The sequence below is a fragment of the Streptomyces ossamyceticus genome (genome assembly GCF_001418475.1).
Taxonomy (GTDB): domain Bacteria; phylum Actinomycetota; class Actinomycetes; order Streptomycetales; family Streptomycetaceae; genus Streptomyces; species Streptomyces ossamyceticus.
This window is the reverse complement of record NZ_LIQX01000482.1, coordinates 1-17,205: the sequence shown is the minus strand read 5'-3', so window position 1 is coordinate 17,205 and position 17,205 is coordinate 1. Positions and strand designations below refer to the sequence as shown.

At 70.9% G+C, this 17,205-nt stretch carries 18 protein-coding genes and 1 pseudogene; 14 read left to right on the top strand and 5 right to left on the bottom strand.

Annotated elements, in window-relative coordinates; genetic code table 11:
- Both AOK15_RS30350 and AOK15_RS30345 read right to left on the bottom strand, forming a co-directional pair.
- On the bottom strand, positions 1-410 hold a 410-nt coding region (locus AOK15_RS30350; protein WP_420876992.1), incomplete at its 3' end, for a DeoR/GlpR family DNA-binding transcription regulator.
- 327 nt (positions 411-737) lie between these two features.
- Positions 738-1,562, bottom strand: coding sequence for an NAD-dependent epimerase/dehydratase family protein (locus tag AOK15_RS30345; protein ID WP_055521540.1), 825 nt, complete (start codon positions 1,560-1,562; stop codon positions 738-740).
- Positions 1,563-1,794: 232 nt separating this feature from the next.
- Here AOK15_RS30345 and AOK15_RS30340 point away from each other — a divergent pair, with 232 nt between their 5' ends.
- The 3 genes from AOK15_RS30340 to AOK15_RS30330 all read left to right on the top strand — a co-directional run bounded on the left by AOK15_RS30340 (position 1,795) and on the right by AOK15_RS30330 (position 6,081).
- Positions 1,795-2,745: a 5-dehydro-4-deoxyglucarate dehydratase gene (locus AOK15_RS30340; protein WP_055521539.1), complete on the top strand. Its 951-nt coding sequence runs from the start codon at positions 1,795-1,797 to the stop codon at positions 2,743-2,745.
- Entirely contained in the window at positions 2,742-3,929 is a 1,188-nt protein-coding gene (locus AOK15_RS30335) for a hypothetical protein (RefSeq protein ID WP_055521538.1), read from the top strand. Before AOK15_RS30340 ends, AOK15_RS30335 begins: the two co-directional genes overlap by 4 nt.
- A gap of 991 nt (positions 3,930-4,920) precedes the next feature.
- Positions 4,921-6,081 (top strand): WD40 repeat domain-containing protein, encoded by a 1,161-nt coding sequence (locus tag AOK15_RS30330; protein ID WP_167738875.1) that lies wholly within the window; start codon positions 4,921-4,923, stop codon positions 6,079-6,081.
- 192 nt (positions 6,082-6,273) lie between these two features.
- Here the strand turns inward: AOK15_RS30330 and AOK15_RS42855 are convergent, their stop codons facing one another.
- A complete protein-coding gene (locus tag AOK15_RS42855) occupies positions 6,274-6,516 on the bottom strand; it encodes a response regulator transcription factor (protein WP_079058797.1) in 243 nt (80 codons plus the stop codon).
- 164 nt (positions 6,517-6,680) lie between these two features.
- Here AOK15_RS42855 and AOK15_RS47505 point away from each other — a divergent pair, with 164 nt between their 5' ends.
- The 3 genes from AOK15_RS47505 (at position 6,681) to AOK15_RS30315 (ending at position 8,482) form a co-directional block, all read left to right on the top strand.
- Complete coding sequence (locus AOK15_RS47505) at positions 6,681-6,887, top strand: hypothetical protein (protein ID WP_240508670.1); 207 nt, start codon at positions 6,681-6,683, stop codon at positions 6,885-6,887.
- Positions 6,884-7,126 (top strand): hypothetical protein, encoded by a 243-nt coding sequence (locus tag AOK15_RS30320; protein WP_157870415.1) that lies wholly within the window; start codon positions 6,884-6,886, stop codon positions 7,124-7,126. The genes AOK15_RS47505 and AOK15_RS30320 overlap by 4 nt, the downstream gene beginning before the upstream one ends.
- 663 nt (positions 7,127-7,789) lie before the next feature.
- Positions 7,790-8,482, top strand: coding sequence for a response regulator transcription factor (locus tag AOK15_RS30315; RefSeq protein WP_055521534.1), 693 nt, complete (start codon positions 7,790-7,792; stop codon positions 8,480-8,482).
- 146 nt (positions 8,483-8,628) lie between these two features.
- Here the strand turns inward: AOK15_RS30315 and AOK15_RS30310 are convergent, their stop codons facing one another.
- Both AOK15_RS30310 and AOK15_RS30305 read right to left on the bottom strand, forming a co-directional pair.
- The gene (locus tag AOK15_RS30310) at positions 8,629-9,999 is read right to left on the bottom strand and encodes a TrpB-like pyridoxal phosphate-dependent enzyme (protein ID WP_055521533.1); all 1,371 of its coding nucleotides are present in this window, start codon (positions 9,997-9,999) and stop codon (positions 8,629-8,631) included.
- 89 nt (positions 10,000-10,088) lie between these two features.
- Positions 10,089-11,078: a DMT family transporter gene (locus tag AOK15_RS30305; protein ID WP_055521532.1), complete on the bottom strand. Its 990-nt coding sequence runs from the start codon at positions 11,076-11,078 to the stop codon at positions 10,089-10,091.
- 337 nt (positions 11,079-11,415) lie between these two features.
- On the opposite strand from AOK15_RS30305, the gene AOK15_RS30300 reads away from it, so the two are divergent.
- From AOK15_RS30300 to AOK15_RS30265, 8 genes and pseudogenes are all read left to right on the top strand, one after another.
- Positions 11,416-12,570, top strand: a complete 1,155-nt coding sequence (locus AOK15_RS30300; RefSeq protein ID WP_055521531.1) for an aminotransferase class I/II-fold pyridoxal phosphate-dependent enzyme — start codon at positions 11,416-11,418, stop codon at positions 12,568-12,570.
- On the top strand, positions 12,567-13,085 hold the full coding sequence (locus AOK15_RS30295; protein ID WP_055521530.1) for a DUF6190 family protein: 519 nt from the start codon (positions 12,567-12,569) through the stop codon (positions 13,083-13,085). The genes AOK15_RS30300 and AOK15_RS30295 overlap by 4 nt, the downstream gene beginning before the upstream one ends.
- Positions 13,082-13,900 carry a dihydrodipicolinate synthase family protein gene (locus AOK15_RS30290; protein ID WP_240508669.1) on the top strand — a complete coding sequence of 273 codons (819 nt, stop codon included), beginning with the start codon at positions 13,082-13,084 and terminating at the stop codon, positions 13,898-13,900. The genes AOK15_RS30295 and AOK15_RS30290 overlap by 4 nt, the downstream gene beginning before the upstream one ends.
- Positions 13,897-14,778 (top strand): iron-containing redox enzyme family protein, encoded by an 882-nt coding sequence (locus AOK15_RS30285; protein WP_055521528.1) that lies wholly within the window; start codon positions 13,897-13,899, stop codon positions 14,776-14,778. Before AOK15_RS30290 ends, AOK15_RS30285 begins: the two co-directional genes overlap by 4 nt.
- On the top strand, positions 14,775-15,008 hold the full coding sequence (locus tag AOK15_RS30280) for a Rieske (2Fe-2S) protein (RefSeq protein WP_055521527.1): 234 nt from the start codon (positions 14,775-14,777) through the stop codon (positions 15,006-15,008). Before AOK15_RS30285 ends, AOK15_RS30280 begins: the two co-directional genes overlap by 4 nt.
- A gap of 186 nt (positions 15,009-15,194) precedes the next feature.
- Positions 15,195-15,509: pseudogene (locus AOK15_RS44350) on the top strand (TIGR03086 family metal-binding protein); the annotation flags it as partial.
- Positions 15,510-15,575: 66 nt separating this feature from the next.
- Positions 15,576-16,325, top strand: a complete 750-nt coding sequence (locus AOK15_RS30270) for an MBL fold metallo-hydrolase (protein WP_055521526.1) — start codon at positions 15,576-15,578, stop codon at positions 16,323-16,325.
- A gap of 172 nt (positions 16,326-16,497) precedes the next feature.
- Entirely contained in the window at positions 16,498-17,205 is a 708-nt protein-coding gene (locus AOK15_RS30265; RefSeq protein ID WP_055521541.1) for a GntR family transcriptional regulator, read from the top strand.

Here is a 17,205-nt window from a genome sequence, read left to right as displayed (position 1 = left end):
ACCGCCTCCCTCGCCTCGGCGAGCGCGCCCGCCGTGGCGAGGGAGGCGGTGACCACGGTCAGCGGCCGGTCGCGGGGGAGGGCCTCGGCGATGAGCTGCGGGGTGAAGCCCTCGTCGACGAAGACCGTCTCGGCGTCCCCGAGCAACTCGGCCGCCGCGGCGGCGATCCGGCGCTTCTCGGGGACGTGGCTGGTGGCGCGGAAGGCGAGCGTCGTCTCGAACCCGGCGCTCTCCACGGGATACGCGCCGCCGTGTGTGCGCCGGACGAGCCCGTGCTCCTCCAGGGCGCGCAGGTCCCGTCGTACGGTCTCCTTCGCCACGCCCAGGTCGGCGGCGAGTGCGGCGACGTCGACGGAGCCCGCGCGGCGGGCGGCCCTGACGATCTCGCGCTGCCTCTCCTGCGCGCTCATGGCCGACACCCGCTCTCCCTCGCCGTCGCACTGCCCGTTCGGGCCCGTTCGGGGCCTCGGTGCCAGTTCTACAGCGGGTGCGTGGCGCTGACCAGGCTTGTTGCGCGCCCGATGATGCCCGCCCCTGCCCGTTTCGGCGGCGGCCGCCCGCCGGGGACCTGGGGCGGAGGGGAGATCGGGCAGCGGGCGTGCCCGAATACGGCAGCGGGCGGGCCCGTTCGGTGCCCGCCCGCCGCTCTCGTCCGCCGCACGGCCCTCGTTTCCGTACGACGGGCGCTCCCGGCCCCCGTGGACGCGCCGACGGCCGGAAAGCCGGCCGTCGCCCGGTCAGTGCGGCCAGATCGGCGGCTTGTTCACGAAGTGGCCGCCCAGGCAGGCGTGCGCCTCGTTGTCGGGGTCCAGTTCGCCCTGCTCGGCGATGAGCTTCTCGGCGTACGGCTCGGAGTCGTCCCGCGGTTCGTAGCCCAGCGCGCGGGCGGTGGTCAGGTCCCACCACAGGCGGGTGTTGGCGGAGGAGCCGTAGACCACGGTGTGGCCGACGTCCTCGGCGGTCAGGGCCGCGTGGAAGAGGCGGGCGCCGTCGGCCGGGCTCATCCACAGCGAGAGCATGCGCACGCTGGTCGGCTCGGGGAAGCAGGAGCCGATGCGCACGGACACCGTCTCCAGGCCGTACTTGTCCCAGTAGAACTGGGCGAGGTCCTCGCCGAAGGACTTGGACAGACCGTAGAAGGTGTCGGGGCGGCGCGGGGTGTCGATGGGGATCAGCGCGTCCGGGTCGAGGGGCGCGTCGCCCCGCGGGCGGGGGGTGAAGCCGACGGCGTGGTTGGAGGAGGCGAAGACGATGCGCGGGACGCCCTCCTGGCGGGCGGCCTCGTACAGGTGGTAGGTGCCCTCGATGTTGGCCCGGAGGATCTTCTCGAAGGGGGCTTCCAGGGAGATGCCCGCGAGATGGATGATCGCGTCGACGCCCCGTACGGCCTCCCGCAGGGCCTCCTTGTCGGCGAGGTCGGCGGCGATCGCGTCCGGCTCGCCCTCGACGGGGAGCAGATCGAGCAGGCGCAGCTCGTAGCCGTACGCCGGGAGGAGCTCCCGCATCAGGGTGCCGAGACCACCGGCGGCGCCGGTGAGCAGAACGGTGCGGGGAGCGGGCATCCTCGGATCTCCTTGCCTCGCCATCGTGCATATGGGCGTCCAGCATTCACATTCGTGGACACGCTAGGGAGTGTGGGTCCGGTGCGTCAAGTGTGCCGTCGGAGTGTGGCGGACGGGTGAATCGGCTGGTGCGGCGCGGGTTGGCGACCTTGACCGGCCCGGCGGGGGCGCCCTAGCGTGACATCGTTCAGAAATGTAGACACTGATCAGTGACATGGACTTGGGAGAGCCCGTGACGTCAGCCTCGCTCGCCGCTCGGCTCCGGGTCCCCACCGGGCCGCTGTTCTTCCCCGTCACCGCCTACGGCCCGGACGGCCGGATCGACCTCGACGCCTGTCGCGCGCATGTGCGCCGGGGTGTCGAGGCCGGGGCCGCCGCCGTCTTCGCCTGCTGCGGGACCGGCGAGTTCCACGCGCTCACCCCCGAGGAGTTCCAGGAGTGCGTCCGGGCGGCGGTGACCGAGACCGCCGGCCGGGTGCCCGTGGTCGCCGGCACCGGCTACGGCACCGCGCTCGCCGAGCGCTACGCGCGGCTCGCCGCCGACGCCGGTGCCGACGGACTGCTCGCCCTGCCGCCCTACCTCGTCGTCGCCGCCCAGGAAGGACTCCTGCGGCACTACCGCCGGCTGGCCGCCGCGACCCCCCTGCCCGTGATCGTCTACCAGCGCGACAACGCCGTCCTCACCCCCCGGACGGTCGTCGAACTGGCCCGCACCGAGGGCGTCGTCGGCCTCAAGGACGGCGTCGGCGACCTCGACCTGATGCAGCGCATCGTGAGCACGGTGCGCGGCGAGGCACCGGGCGACTTCCTCTACTTCAACGGACTGCCGACCGCCGAACTGACCCAGCCCGCCTACCGCGGCGTCGGCGTCACCCTGTACTCGTCGGCCGTCTTCTGCTTCGCCCCGGAGATCGCCCAGGCGTTCCACCGGGCGCTCGACACGGGCGACGACCCGACCGTGCGACGGCTCCTGGACGGTTTCTACCGCCCCTTCGTCGACCTGCGGGCCAAAGGACGCGGCTATGCCGTGTCACTGGTGAAGGCCGGGGTACGGCTACGGGGGCTGGACGTGGGAGAGGTACGGCCGCCGCTGCACGAGCCGGCGGAGGAACACGTCAAACAGCTGGGCCAGTTGATCGAGCGCGGATACGCGCTGCTGGAGGAGTGCCAGGAGGGCAAGTGAAGGCGTCTACGTTCGTCTACCCGTGGGACGTCAACGGGGATCCGGCCGCCGCGGAGCGCATCGCGGACCTCGGGGTGCGGCAGGTGACGCTCGCCTCCGCCTACCACTCCACCCGCGCGCTCACCCCGCGCCACCCCCGGCGGCGCGTCGTCACCGCCGAGCACGCGGCCGTGCTGTACCCGCCGGACGACCGCTGGCGGGGGCGGACCCTGCGACCGTACCCGGCGGGGGAGTGGGCGCCCGGCGACGCGTTCGCAGAGGCCGCCGGGGCGCTGGAGGCAGCCGGTCTGGAGGTGCACACCTGGGTGGTCCTCGCCCACAACTCCCGGCTCGGCGCGGAACACCCGTCGACCTCCGTGCTCAACGCGTACGGCGACCGCTACCCGTGGGCGCCGTGCATCGCCCAGCCTCAGACCCGCGAGTACCTCGTCGACCTGGCCGCGGAGGCCGCGGTACGGCCGGGCGCGCGCGGCACCGAACTGGAGTCCCTCGGCTGGTACGGCTTCCAGCACCTGCACGCCCACGACAAGACGGGCGGGGTACCCCTCGGGGACGCCGGACAGTACCTGATGGCGCTCTGCTTCTGCCCCACCTGCCGGGACGGGTACGCCGACGCCGGACTGGACCCGGACGCGCTGGCCGCGGCCGTACGGGACGCGCTGGAACCGCTGTGGCGGGGCGAGCCGGTCGACGAGGGCTGGCCGGCGGTCGAGAAACTCCTCGGCGCGCAGTGGGCTGCGGGGACCCGGGTGTGGCGCGACGCCGTAGCCCGCTCCCTCCAGGAGGCCGCCGTCACGGCGGTACGGGCCGCCGCCCCCGAGGGCTTTCAGGTGCTGCTCCACGCGGACCCCGTGACCTACCACTGCGGGGCCAACGCCGGCGTCGACCCCGCGCACGTCCTGGGCGTGGCCGACGGGGTCGTCGTGCCGTGCGCGGGCGGACCGGGACTGCTTCCCGCGTTCGCGGAGGCGCGCGGGGAAGCGGGCGCGCAGGGGGCGGTGCTGGCCGCCAACTTCGGCGTCGTGTCCGGGATGGGCGGCAGCCCCGGAACCCTGGGCGCGGATGCCCGGCGGGCGGCCGAACTGGGGGCGACGGAGATCCGGCTCTACCACGCGGGCCTGGCGTCGGACCAGGACCTGACGGCGGTGAGGGAGGGGCTGACGGCGGTGCCGGGCGCCCAGTAGCTCGGAGCCGGGGGTGCGTTGGCGGGTGCGGGTCCGTCGTGGTTTCTCGCGCAGTTCCTCGCGCCCCTGGAGGGACGGGCCTGCTTTCCTGGTCCTTGGCGACCACGACGGCCGTCTCCGTCCGACCGTCGACACGGTGCGTGTACAGAACGCGCTCGCTCTCCTCGCGTTCCACGCGGAACTGTGAGGGGATGCCACCGGCTGGAACATACGGAAGCAGAGGCTCAGCCCGTCCTCCGGTGTCTTGCCGCCGTCTCTCCCCCCAGCCGTCGGGCGAACGGCCTCGGGAGATATCCCCGCCGCATTCCAGAGCCCGGCCCGCAGCGTGTGAGGCAAGCAGCATCGCCTCCGGGGTGTCCTCGTCCACCTCGTCGGTCTCGATGTGGAGCGGACCGCTGTACGGCGTCGTCGCCGGCCCGTAGTCGATGATCACGCCCCGTCGTCTTCTGCGCCGCATCCCACGACGGCCACCAGTGAAGCCGCCACCGCGAAGGGCCCTTCGCGCATGTCCCCGCGACCCGGCCGACGCGGGCCTGCTCCACCCGGCACTGCTCGCCCAGCAGGGCCGCGGCGCGGTCGGTGTGCCGACTGCTGTCGGCCGACGCCACCGGCTCGGTGCGGCGCGCGAACCGCCCATGACACCACCACCGGCCCGACGGAAACCGCGACCACCGCGCCTTTCGCCACGCCCGGTTCACTGTTGGCTACGTCATCGCCGACGACAACTGCACGTCGCAGCTGAGTAGCTCTACTGATGCCGGCATCGGGGTGCGTGGTTAGCCTCGCCATACGCGGCGTCGGCGGTCCCGGTCCATGTCCGGTCAGCGCCCTACGACGCACCCGAATCGGAGGATCCAACCGTGAGCGACCTGAGCCCACACCTCCTCCGGCCCTTCCGCAAGCGGGCAACCGCGGGTCCGGTGATCCGCGGGGACCCGTCTCCGCTCCCGGTACAGGACGGCAGCACAAGCGCAGAGGTGGGCCAGTGATCGTGGTTGTTCTGCTGGTGGTCGGGCTGCTCGCCGGTATCGCGCCCCTCGTGTACACGCAGGCGCGCCGTGTCCTGGGCCTGTACGACCCCACCGCGTCGTCCGACGGCGTGACGCTGCGGACGCTGCCGTTGAGGGGTTCGGTGGCGTACTCCCCCGATGGGCGCACCCTGGCTTCCTGGAGTGACAGCGGCACAGTGGAACTATGGGATGTCCACGAGGGCACGCGCCGACACGTCCTTCCCTTCGCCGTCAACACCCGTGCGCGGTACTCCAACCGCGAGGTGGTTTTCGCACCGGACGGCGACGCGGTGGCGACGGAGCTGCACGACGGGCAGACGATCCAGATCTGGGATACGCAGACCGGTGCCACACGCGCCGTGATCAAGGCCCCGGTCACCGATCCCGAGGGGCTGATGCCGCTGCGCGGCAGCAAACTGATGTATTCGTCCGACGGTCGCACCATCGCGGCCACCGGTGACCATCTGCGGCTCTGGGACGTGGCCACCGGCACGCTCCGCCACCAGATCGACGTGCCAGCCAGGGCTGCGGCGTTCGCGCCGGACGGCAGGACCATCGCCGCCGTGGCCGAACGGCACGGCGGCATCTGGGACGTCGCCACCGGTGCCCAGGTACACCCGCTCGACCCGTCCGGAGGGCATTTCAGCTGGACGGTCGGCTTCGCGCCGGACGGACGAACCGTGGTCGCCGACGGTGACAGGGTTCGGGCCTGGAACGTGGCGACAGGCGCTGTCCGGTGGTCGTCAGGCCTGTATGAGGGAAGCAAGCCGGTCTACGCCCCGGACGGGAGCTTGCTGGCGGTGCGCAACGGCGACGACGTCTGGCTGGTCGATCCGGAGAGCGGTGAAAAGCTCCGTACCCTACGTGGCCTGCATGGTCTCCTGATAGCTGTCGGCAATATCGAGCAGGTGGATCAGGTCGCCTGGGCCCCGGACAGCCACACCCTGGTGGTCAGGCACAGCCCCGCGAACGAGTCATGGGCCAGGACTCCGCAGGTCTGGGATGTCAAGACCGGTACCGCTCTCCAGATCCTCAAGGGGCACAGAAGCCCCGTTCACGATGTCGCCTACTCCCCGGACGGCCGCAACATCACCACCGTCAGCGGCGACGGGACCGCGCGGATCTGGCGCGCGGCCCCTTGACCCGGGGCGACATCCCCAACGGGTCGATGTCACCGGCTCCCGCGGTGGTACGGGCAGAGACGGGACTTGCTCACCGGGACGGGGGCGGAGCACCGACAGGCACCTCGACGATTGCATCGATCTTCGACGCAGCACCGAGCATGCCCGCCGATCACCCTGGCGCACCGGGAAACCCCGAGATCCCCGGCAGAGTCAACGGGGAGAGCGTCTCGCTCCGAAGGGCACTGGCTCCGCGGTCGGTCCGGTCCGCCGTTCGAGGGCGGCGCGCGTCACGAGGCCCGCCAGTGCTGCCCGGGAGGGCAACTTGGTCTTGCGGTAGACGGACGACAGATGGCTCTCGACCGTGCGACCGCTGAGGAACAGCTTCGCCGCGATGGCCTGGTTGCTCAGCCCTTCCGCGACGAGATCGGCTATCTCCCTCTCCCGTCCGGTCAGTCGGTCGAGTTCTGTGGACGTGCTCGGGGGCTCTTGCGTGGGTGCCGGCCTTGTGGTGGGCCGGTCGGGCTCCGTCGGCCTGCGCGAGGCAGCGGGCGCTGTGCAAGCGCGCCGTGCGCATCGACAAGCGCATCGACAGGTCTTTGAGCCGTCTGAACGGCCCGGTGAGCGTACGTGGTTCCATCGCGCGGCTCCAGCAGCGGGTCGACAATGCCAAGGCGGCGGGGCACGGCGCGATCGAGACCTACCTCAAGGGCCGACTCGCCTACCGCAAGTCTCTCGTTCCCACGCTCGAGCAGCGGAGCAAGGACCTGGCGAAGGTCTCCGACTGGTGCGGGCCGAACCCCACCGCCGACGGGGCCACCCCGTGACCCTCCCGGGCCGCGGTGCCGTCCTGGTCGCGGAGGTGGTGCTCTGTGCCGCGGTCACCGTCGCGTGCGGTACGGACCGCGACGCGGGCGGTGGCGGCCGACAGCCGTCCGGGATCGCCGTCACCGTCACGGTCGCACCGGATCCGACTGCCACCGACCTCACGGATCTCACCCGCGTCCTGGACCGCGCCGAGAGCGCGGCCGCGGCCGCAGAATCCGATGGAGCAGACGACGATTGATCACCTGGGACCCCTGCCGCCTTCACACGGGCAGGGTTCCCTGACACCGGGGCAGCCGTCCCGGGTCGGCAGCTCAACCCTTCGATCCCCCAAAGAACATACGGCGTTCGCGGGGATGCCGGGCGGTCGGCAGGCAGCGCCGTGTGAAAAGTCTCGACGAAGCCCGGCGGGCCGCAGAGGTACGCCTCGCCTCCATCCCCGGCGGGCGCCGCGGATTACGGGACAGCCGTTGGCCGGCAACGAGCAGCCACCTAGCACGGTCTGCGTGCGAAAGCCTGCCATGCGCTGCCTTTCGGGTCTTCCGTGGAATCACGTATCCGGATACGCAGGTTCGCACGCGGCCGAGGGAGAAAGCGGGTCGCTCCGGCTGTCGGCGCGGAGGGAGAGAAGTGGGGCACTCGGTGGTTTCTCGGGGCAGGCCGTCACCCTCTTGACAGGCAAATGGTCGTCCTGAATTACTTGGCGCCACCGAACATGAACCGAATGTTCGGTCGGTGAGTGGAAGGGGGAGGACATGACCCAGTCCATGAACCCGGATCCCGGCCCGATGCCCACGACGTCCACCGCGGACGAGGCAGACGAGGCATCCCGAGAATCGGCATCGGGCCCGCATCCAAGGCCAGGCCAACGACCCTGCGACCCCTGCGACTTCGGAGACCACCGTTGGAAGGCACCACTGGCGGCATCCGCGTCCTGATCCTCGATGAGTCGCCGATCACGCGCAACGGTCTGCGCGCGGTGCTCCATCAGGCAGGCATCGAGGTGGTCGGTGCGGCCGCCGACCACAGTGAGGCGCTGGCCCTGCTGGCCCAGACCGATCCGCACGTCATGGTCGTCCACAGCAGCAAGGAAGATCCCACCGAGGCGGTCACCGTCGTCCGGCAGGTCTGTGACCGAGGTGGCCGCGGAGCCCGGGGAGCCGACCGGGAGGTCAAGTTGCTGGCGCTGGTCAGTGCCGAGCGGTTCAGCACATGTATCGATCCACTGACCATGGACGCCGACGGAACTCTCCTGAGCAGCGCCGCCGTTGAGGACCTGGTCGCCGCATTGCGCATGCTGGTGGCCGGATACGCGCTGTTTCCCGCGCCGTCCGGCCGGTCTGCGCCTCCCGCCGCCCGTGCGGGGTCCACCGCCTCGGTGGGCGGCGGACAGTTCGACGTACGCAGCCTCACACCGCGTGAGAGGGACGTCTTGCGACTCCTCGGCCGGGGATGCACGAACGCGGAGATCTCCGAGCGGTTGTCGCTGTCCGAGAGCACCGTCAAGAGCCATGTGCAGAACGTGCTGGCCAAACTCGGCCTGCGCAACCGGGTGGAGGCGGCCCTGCGCGCGGTCGAGGCGGGCCTGGCCCCCTGAACTGGCGGTACTTCGCCGAGTTGCCCGCAGTCTCCTCATGTCCGCTCGACGACCCGGCCGGTCGGGCTCCGGCCGGGTGCCCGCATCGAGAACACCGGAACGCATCACGTCAGGAGCCGGCCCGACCGGTCCCGCTGCCCCTGTGTCTATCGAGGCAGCTTGGCCTGCGGCAGGTCGGCCAGCGCGCGGTCGATGTCAGCCTGCTCGGGCTCGTAGTCGGCGAGGGTGCCGGCCAGGTAGGAGTCGTAGGCGGCCATGTCGAAGTTGCCGTGCCCCGACACATGGACCAGGATCGTCCGTGCTTCTCCGGCCTCCTTCGCGGCCAGTGCCTCGTCGATGGCGCCGCGTACGCCGTGGGCCGACTCCGGGGCCATGACGAAGCCCTCGGTGCGCGCGAACCGGACAGCCGCTCCGAAGACGTCCCGCTGCGACACCGCCCGTGCCGTCACGTACCCCTGCTCGACCAACGCGCACATGGTGGGCGAACTGCCGTGGTGACGCAGCCCGCCGGCGTGGATCGGCGCCGGGACGAAGCCGTGCCCGAGGGTGTACATGGGCAGTACCGGAGAGAGCGAGGCGGTGTCGGGGTAGTCGTACGCGTAGGAGCCCCGGGTCAGGGACGGGCAGGCCTCCGGTTCGACGGCGACGAAGCGGGTGCCGGTGCGGGCGCCGGTGAGCGTGTCGTGGAGGAAGGGGTAGGACAGGCCTGCGTATCCGGATCCGCCGCCGACGCAACCGACGACGACGTCCGGGTATTCCCCCGCTATCTCCAACTGCTTCTTGGCCTCCAGCCCGATGACCGACTGGTGCAGCAGCACGTTGTGGGAGATGGAGCCCAGGGCGAAGCGGGTGTCGTCACGGCTGAGGGCGTCCTGCACGGCCTCGCTGATCGCGATGCCGATACTGCCCGGCGAATCCGGGTGGGCTGCGACCACGGCACGTCCGGCCGGGGTCAGCTCACTGGGAGAGGCATGGACACGGGCGCCCCAGGTTTCCATCAGGACTCGGCGGTAGGGCTTCTGCTGATATGAGGAGCGCACCATGTAGACGGTGACCTCGAGCCCGAACAGCGAGCCGGCGAAGGAGAGTGCGGAGCCCCACTGCCCGGCACCGGTCTCGCTGGTGAGCCTGCGCACGCCGTCCTGCGCCGCGTAGTACGCCTGCGCGATGGCGGTGTTGGGCTTGTGCGAGCCGGCCGGCGAGACGCCCTCGTACTTGAACCAGATATGGGCGGGGGTGTCGAGGGCCTTCTCCAGCCGGGTGGCGCGGTGCAACGGCGAGGGACGCCAGATTCCGTACAGCTCCCGTACCCGGTCCGGGATCTCGATCCACCGCTCCTCGGAGAACTCCTGCTCGATGACGCCCTGCGGCAGCAGCCCGGCAAGATCCGCCGGGCTCAGCGGTTCGAGGGTCCGCGGGTGAAGCGCCGGCGGGAGGGGACGCGGCAGATCGGGGACGATGTTGTACCAGCGCTCCGGGATGTCCGCGGCACTGAGCAGTACGTGTGTTGTGGTCATTGATTCGCATCCTCACTGGAATTCGGAAGACCGGCCGTCCAGACGCTAGGAATTCGATTCCCGCTCCGGAACCACGGAAAGGACGAGACTCAGGGATTTTCCTCGGCCACCGGACCCGGTACTTTCGGGCGATCCCGGTGGCCGGAATCTCCCGCGCCGGAACCCGCGCCCACCGGTTCGGGTGCGGAAAGTCCCGCACTGAGCCCGATGCCCACCAGGGCGCTGCCGGCGAGTTGTGCGGCGCCCAGAGTTCCGCTGCCCACCAGCGGCGCCGTGCAGGCCGCCGTCACCGGGATCAGCCCGGCGAAGAGACTGGTCCGCTCCGGGCCGAGCCGACGCAGGCCGAGGTAGTAGAGGATGAACGCCGCCGCCGTCACCGCCATCGCCAGGTAGAGCAGCGCGGCCAACTCGCCGGGGCGGGGCAGGCGCAGGGCTCCGGTGGGCAGGTCTATCGCTGCGGCGAGGATGCCCATCTCCACGGTGGCCAGCACACACACGTACGAGGCAACCGGCACCGCCCCGAGCCGGGGCAGGAGCGGTACGGCCAGCAGCGTGAACGACACCTCGCCCAGCAGCGCCAGCAGCGAGAAGCCGACCCCTGCCCAGCTCCCCCGTCCGTATCCGATGACGAGGGCAGCGCCCGCGACGACAAGAACCGCCGAGCCGGTGAGCCGCCAGGAGACGGGCCGTCCGCCCAGTAGCGGCCCGGCCACCGCCACGACCAGCGGGGTCGCCCCGACGACCACACCGAGCACGGCGGGTTCGGCCGAACGCAGGGCGGCCAGCGCGGCCAGGTTGAAGCCGACCAGCCCGGTCAGGGCGAGCAGCGCCAGAAGCCGCCACTCACGCCGCGTCGGCCTCGGCCACGGCGTGCGGGAGAGCGCGGCGAGAACCGGAAGGCACAGCGCACCGAGGGCGAAGCGAATGGTCTGGCCGGTGAGGAACGGATAGTGGGTGAGCAGACTGGTCGCCACGAAGGAGGTGCCGGCCAGCGCGGTGCCGAGTCCGGCGCACAGGGCACCGATCGTCCGCCCGCGGCTCCGCGGGACAGCGGATACCCCGGTTGTTGATTCCGTCATGGCGGCAGGTTAACGACGGGCCGAAGAATTCCACCACGGCACTTCAGAAGGGGCGCCGACCGGGTATCCGTAATTCGTACCTCCTCCTTTGTGGTGTGGTGAGCGACCATTCGGCCGCCTAGCATTCTCAGCCGGACCACCGCGTGGGAAAAGGCCCCCAAGGGCTGTTCCGCAGGAACCGCGAGACCTCGAAACAGTGAAATCACCCAGGACGTGAAACCGCGATGAGCGTGCACCGCGCGCAGAACGCGAAACCGTGAAACCCCGCGCCCAGGAACCCGCGAACCCGGTGAACCCGAATCATGAAGGATCGTTCGACCGTTCGAAGGATTGGCATATGCCGACACGGAGTCTGCTCGACCTGACGCAGCATGAGATCAAAGCGCTGCGCACCCGTTACAACCTGGCGGACGCGCACACCCACCAACGCCAGTCGATCAGCCAGGAGAAGATAGTCTCCAGGCTCCCCACGCTGTGGTACGAGTCGGAGGAACGTCAGCAGGCCCACTTCGAACGGCAGTTCACCGAGGCGTTCTTCCGACTGCACGGCCAGACGTCCGCAGCCGGCCTGGAACGGACCCTGCTGTCGTACTCCGCCAGCGTGGCGACGATGGTCGTCGCGATGTACCTGCGCCGCAACGACATGAACGTGTCCTTGGTCGAGCCCTGCTTCGACAACCTGGTCGACCTCCTGAAGTACCTGGGCACGCCGCCCACACCGCTTCCGGAGGAGGCGCTGGCCGACCCCGACCGGGTCTACACGGAGCTCGCCGCCAGGATCGACACCGACGCACTGTATCTAGTGGACCCCAACAACCCCACCGGCTTCACGCTGTTCACCGACGGTGGGCGCGGCTTCGCCGAGGTGCTGCGCTTCTGCCGCGAACGGCGCAAGCTGCTGGTACTGGACTTCTGCTTCGCCTCCTTCGCGCTGCACAGCGGCCTGGTCCAGCGCCCCGACGTCTACCGGCTGCTGGAGGAGTCCGGCGTCAGCTATCTCGCCATCGAGGACACCGGCAAGACATGGCCCGTCCAGGACGCCAAGTGCGCGCTGCTGACGTCCAGCCGGGACATCCACGAAGAGGTCTACAACCTGCACACCGCCGTGCTGCTCAACGTCTCGCCCTTCGTGCTCAACTTCCTCACCCACTACGTCGAGGACTCCGTCGAGGACTCTTTCGCCTCGGTCCGGGAGGTCATCGACACCAACCGCGGCGCCCTGCGTACGGGACTGAGCCCGGCCTCCCCGCTCGAACTGCTCGATGCCCAGGTCGACACCAGCGTCGCCTGGCTGCGCATCCGCCCCGCCGGGCTGACCGCCTTCGACGTGCACGACAGGCTGCTGCGCTCCGAGGTCTACGTCCTGCCGGGCACCTACTTCTACTGGGCCAACCCCGGGCGTGGTGAACGCTTCGTGCGCATCGCCCTGGCCCGTCCACCTGAGCAGTTCGCGGAGGCGGTGCGCGTGATCGACGAGGCGCTCGGCTCATGAGCACGCCGGAGACGCTGATCGACGCGGCGCTCTTCCTGGGCATGCACAGCCGCGAAGACCGGATCCGTACAGCCGCCAAGAACTTCTTCGTGACGGCCCTGGAGCGACAGCAGCCCCTGGCCATGAACCTGGAACAGGTCGGCCTGTGCGACGACATGGTCTGGCGGCAACCGCGTGAGATCCAGGACGCCTACTACCCCTTCATGGACAACCTGCACAGCGAACTGCGCCTCACCCGCACCGGCTACCGGCGCACCGACCTGGACGCCGCGCTGGGCAGCCCCTCCCTCGCCGGACTTCCCCTCGCCCACGCCCTGTTGCTGGCCCCCGCAGTCCGTCACGGCCGTCCGCTGCACACGGCCTCGGCTCGGTTGGCCGCCCTCCACGGCCGAGAGGTGACCACACCCCCGGCCGGCCCGGAACGGTCCTTTCCTCCCGCGTTGGAGAAGTTGTACGCGACTTCCCTTGCCCTGCGGATCGACCTGGCCGACCTCGACGACCTGGATTCCCGATGAGCATGCGCCCGTTCGAAGGCCTCCGCGGAGGCGTCATCGTCCCCCTCGTCACACCCCTCGACGCCGCCGGTGAGGTCGCCGTGGCCGACGTGGCCCACCTCATAGGCTCCGTACGGGACCACGTCACCGCCCTCATGCCCACCCTCAGCTCGGGCGAGGGCTGGTTGCTGACGGAACGGCAGTGGACCGCCATGGTGGCCGCCACCGTGCGCCATGCCGCCGGCCTGCCGGTCATCGCCGGGGTGCAGCTCCCGGACACCGAAGCCGTGGTACGCCGGGTGCGCGCGGCGGCCGGGCTGGGCGCGGACGCGGTCGCCGTGACCACGCCGTTCAGAGCAGGGGTGAGCCAGAAGCGGATCGTCGAGCACTTCCGGACGGTACTCGCGACCGGAGTGCCGGTCCTCCTCTACAACGAGGTAGCCCTGTCGGGCAACCATGTCGAGCGGGACACCCTGCTCCAGCTGGCCCGGCTCCCCGGAGTCATCGGCATCAAGGAGTCCAGCGGTGACCCGGCATTCACCAGGGACCTGGTGGCGGCGGAACCCGGTGTCCCGGTCTTCGAGGGCTGGGAGAACCTGCTCTCGCAGGCCGGCGGCGTCCACGGCTTCATCGGCCCCCTCGCCAATCTGGAGCCGGCCCTGTGCGCGGACCTCCTGCGGGAACCAGTGGCCCACCGGCAGCACGCGGTGGACGCCGCGTGCGATGCCTACGGCATCCTGCGTGACGACTGGTATCGCTGGGTCAAGCATGAACTGGTCGCCCGGGGGATCATCGGCACGGCAACCACAGCGGCGCAGCCGAAGGCGGCGCCATGACCCTTCGCCGACCAGCCCTCCGGAGGCTCCGCGCCACTCCCCAGCAGCTCCTCTACCACCACAACCACACGATTCCCGACCTCGCCGCATACGCCCAGTTGCTCGCCCTCGAGAGCCGCTGGCCGCGCGCCGAGGCCGATGCCCTGGAGGCCGAGGCGCCGCCCTTCTCGGACCTGCGTGAACTGCTGGCGGCGCTGGACGACCGGCTGCGGGCCGAGGAAGCCGCGCCCTCGGACAGCGAACGCTTCATCGCGGAGCAGGCCACCCGAGCGCAGTTCGCCCACATCGCCGGGCAGTTCGCCGTCGACGGGCTGGTCGAGTCACAGTCCCACCTCGGCATACTGCCCCGGCTGCCGCGCCGGGCCCGGATGGCTGTCATGCGCGTCCTCATCGACGAGTTCGGCTGCGGCAACGAGGCCCGGGAACACGCCGGCCTCTACGCCCGCCTCATGGTCGAACTGGGCCTGTCCACCGACCCCTTCGAACATGCTGCCCACGCCTGTGAGGAGACCCTCGCCTACGTCAACCTCTTCCACTGGCTGGCCTCCCGAGCCCCCACCCCCGACTACTTCCTGGGCGCCTATGCCTACTTCGAGTCCAGCGTCCTGTACGGCTTCCGCTGCTACGCCGCCGCCTGTGAACGCCTCGGCATCGAAGCCGGCCAGTACTACACCGAACACCTGCACATCGACAGCTTCCACAGCCGCGACATGATCGCCGCCCTGCGTGCCTGGGACCACGAGCACGGTGCCGATCTCGCCAAGGTCTGGGCCGGCGTCGAGCTCACCCGCGCCACGGTCGCCCGGGCCACCGAGGCGGCCGTACTCGCCGCCCGCACGGCGAGTGCGGAAGAGGCACGGACGGAGGCATCCACATGAGGCTACGTCAGGTCGCCGAGGACACCGTGGCCGTGGCGGACACCCCCACGGGCACCGTGCTCGTCGACGCCACCTGCCCGCACCGGGGAGGCCTGCTGCGCCACGGCCACGTGGACCGCGCGGGCACCCGTCTGGTGTGCCCGCTGCACCACTCCGCCTTCAGCCTGAGCGACGGCACCCAACTCTCCGGGCCGGCCTGCCGCGCCCTGCGTGTACGTCACCAGGTGTGAGCCACAACGATGTGCGGGCGCCGAGCCGTTTCCGGGTCACGGCAGGGCGGGAACGGCGTCCGTCAAGGCCGCATCTCCTCGTCGAGCAGGATCGTCCGGCAGTCCGCCCTGGTCTCCGGGGCGACCGCGCCGATGCGGACGGGGGCGCCGTACTTCACCGGGCGATGTCGGACCCCCGTGTCACACGCCAAGGCGTGGCGCGACCCGGCCGCCTGGACCGGCGACACCCGGGCCGGCGGCGTGCCGCTGCCCGGCCCCGTCGCCGGTGGCGTCGCCGTGAACGAACTTGTCGTGCACGGCTGGGACCTCGCCCGCGCCACCGGACAGGAGTACGAGCCGGACCCGGACGCCCTGGCCGCCTCCCACGACTTCCTCGCCGCCTCGGTGGGCGACCCGAGCCGGGACAGCATTTTCGGCCCCGCCGTGCCCGTCCCGGACGACGCTCCCCTCCTGGACCGCGCCATCGGCCTGAGCGGACGCGACCCGGACTGGAAGGCATAGGCGCTCCCCAGACAGAACACGCGAAATCCGGCGCGGGCCCCCGCCCGCGTCCGTACGCTCCCCCACATGCCCCTGAGCCTCACCGTCCTCGGCGCCGCCTCCCCGTATCCCCGACCGGGCCGGCCCGCCTCCGGGTATCTGCTGCGGGGCGGGAGCGCGGAGATATGGGTGGACGCCGGGTTCGGTACCTTCGCCGAGTTGCAGCGGCACACGGACCCCACGAGGCTCACGGCGATCTGGCTGTCCCATCTGCACGCCGACCACAGCGCCGATCTGCTCGCCGCCGCGTACGGCTTCGCGTACGGCGGCCGCACCCTGCCCGCCCCGATCCCCGTCTACGCGCCCGACGGCTGCGCGCGGCGGGTCGCGGGCTTCTTCGGCCGACCGGACACCTCCTTCCTGAGCAGCGTGTTCGAGTTCCGCCCGCTGTACGACGGGCACACCGCCCGGCACTGGAACCTCACCCTCACCGCGCGTGCCGTCGTCCACGACACGGAGGCGTACGGACTGCGCGCCGAGTGCCAGGGGCGGGTCTTCGCGTACTCCGGGGACAGCGGTCCGTGCGACGCGCTCACCCACCTCGCAGGCAGCGCCGACCTCTTCCTGTGCGAGGCAGACGTCACCGCGCATCGCGAAGGCGAACCCCGGGTGCATCTCACGCCGGAGGAGGCCGGGACGTACGCCAAGGGAGCCGGTCGGCTGCTCGTCACCCATGTGGGACCCACGCTGACCAGGGAGGAAGCCACCGGACGCGCGGCCGTGGCGTTCGGCGGGCCCACCGAGAGCGCGCGTGAGGGCGACACCAGCATCGTGTGACGGCAACGGCGGATTCTTTCGCCGGAAGCATTGACGAAACCCGAGCCCCCTCCTACCTTCAACGCGTCGTACTTCGTACGTCATATATGAGACGCGATACGCGAGATCAGATACGTGAGACGCCGGGACCGGTAGCTCGCGGGCGATCTCCGTGACCTTCGAGAGGCCGCGCATGACCTCGGTGCCCACGCCGATCCCGTCCCGCACGCAGTTCGTGCTGGAGGGGATCAAACACCGCATCCTCACCGGACAGTTGACGCCGGGTCAGGCCCTGGTCGAGACCGAGCTGGCCGCGCAGTTCGGGGTGTCCAAGACGCCCGTGCGCGAGGCGCTGAAGACGCTGGCCGGCACCGGGCTCGTCGTGATGAGCCAGTACAAGGGCGTCACGGTGCGCATGGTGGACGCGGACATGGCGCGCGAGGTCTACGACGTACGGCTGCTCCTGGAGCCGGAGGCCCTGCGCCGCTCGGTACGGCGCGGCGCCTCGTGGGACGCGGCGAGCGACGCGCTGAGCCGGGCCGACGAGGCCACGGACACCGCCGAACGGTCCCTGGCGAACCGGGAGTTCCACCGCGCGCTCTATGTGCCCTGCGGCAATCCGCTGCTCGGCCGGATGCTCGACGAGGTGCGCGACCAGGCCGCCCTGGTCTCCGCCGTGGCCTGGGCCGCCGACCCCTCGTGGGAGCGGGAGGCCGCCGAGCACCGGGAGATCCTGCGGCTCGCCCTCGACGGCGACGCCGACGGCGCGGCCGCCGCCCTGCACGCGCACATCGCCTCGTTCGTCGAGCGGGCCTTCCCCGGCGCCCACGACGGCGACGAGGGCCCGCCCGTCGGCCGGACCCCGGGCGGCCACGGCACCCGGCCCCGCACCGCCCCGTAA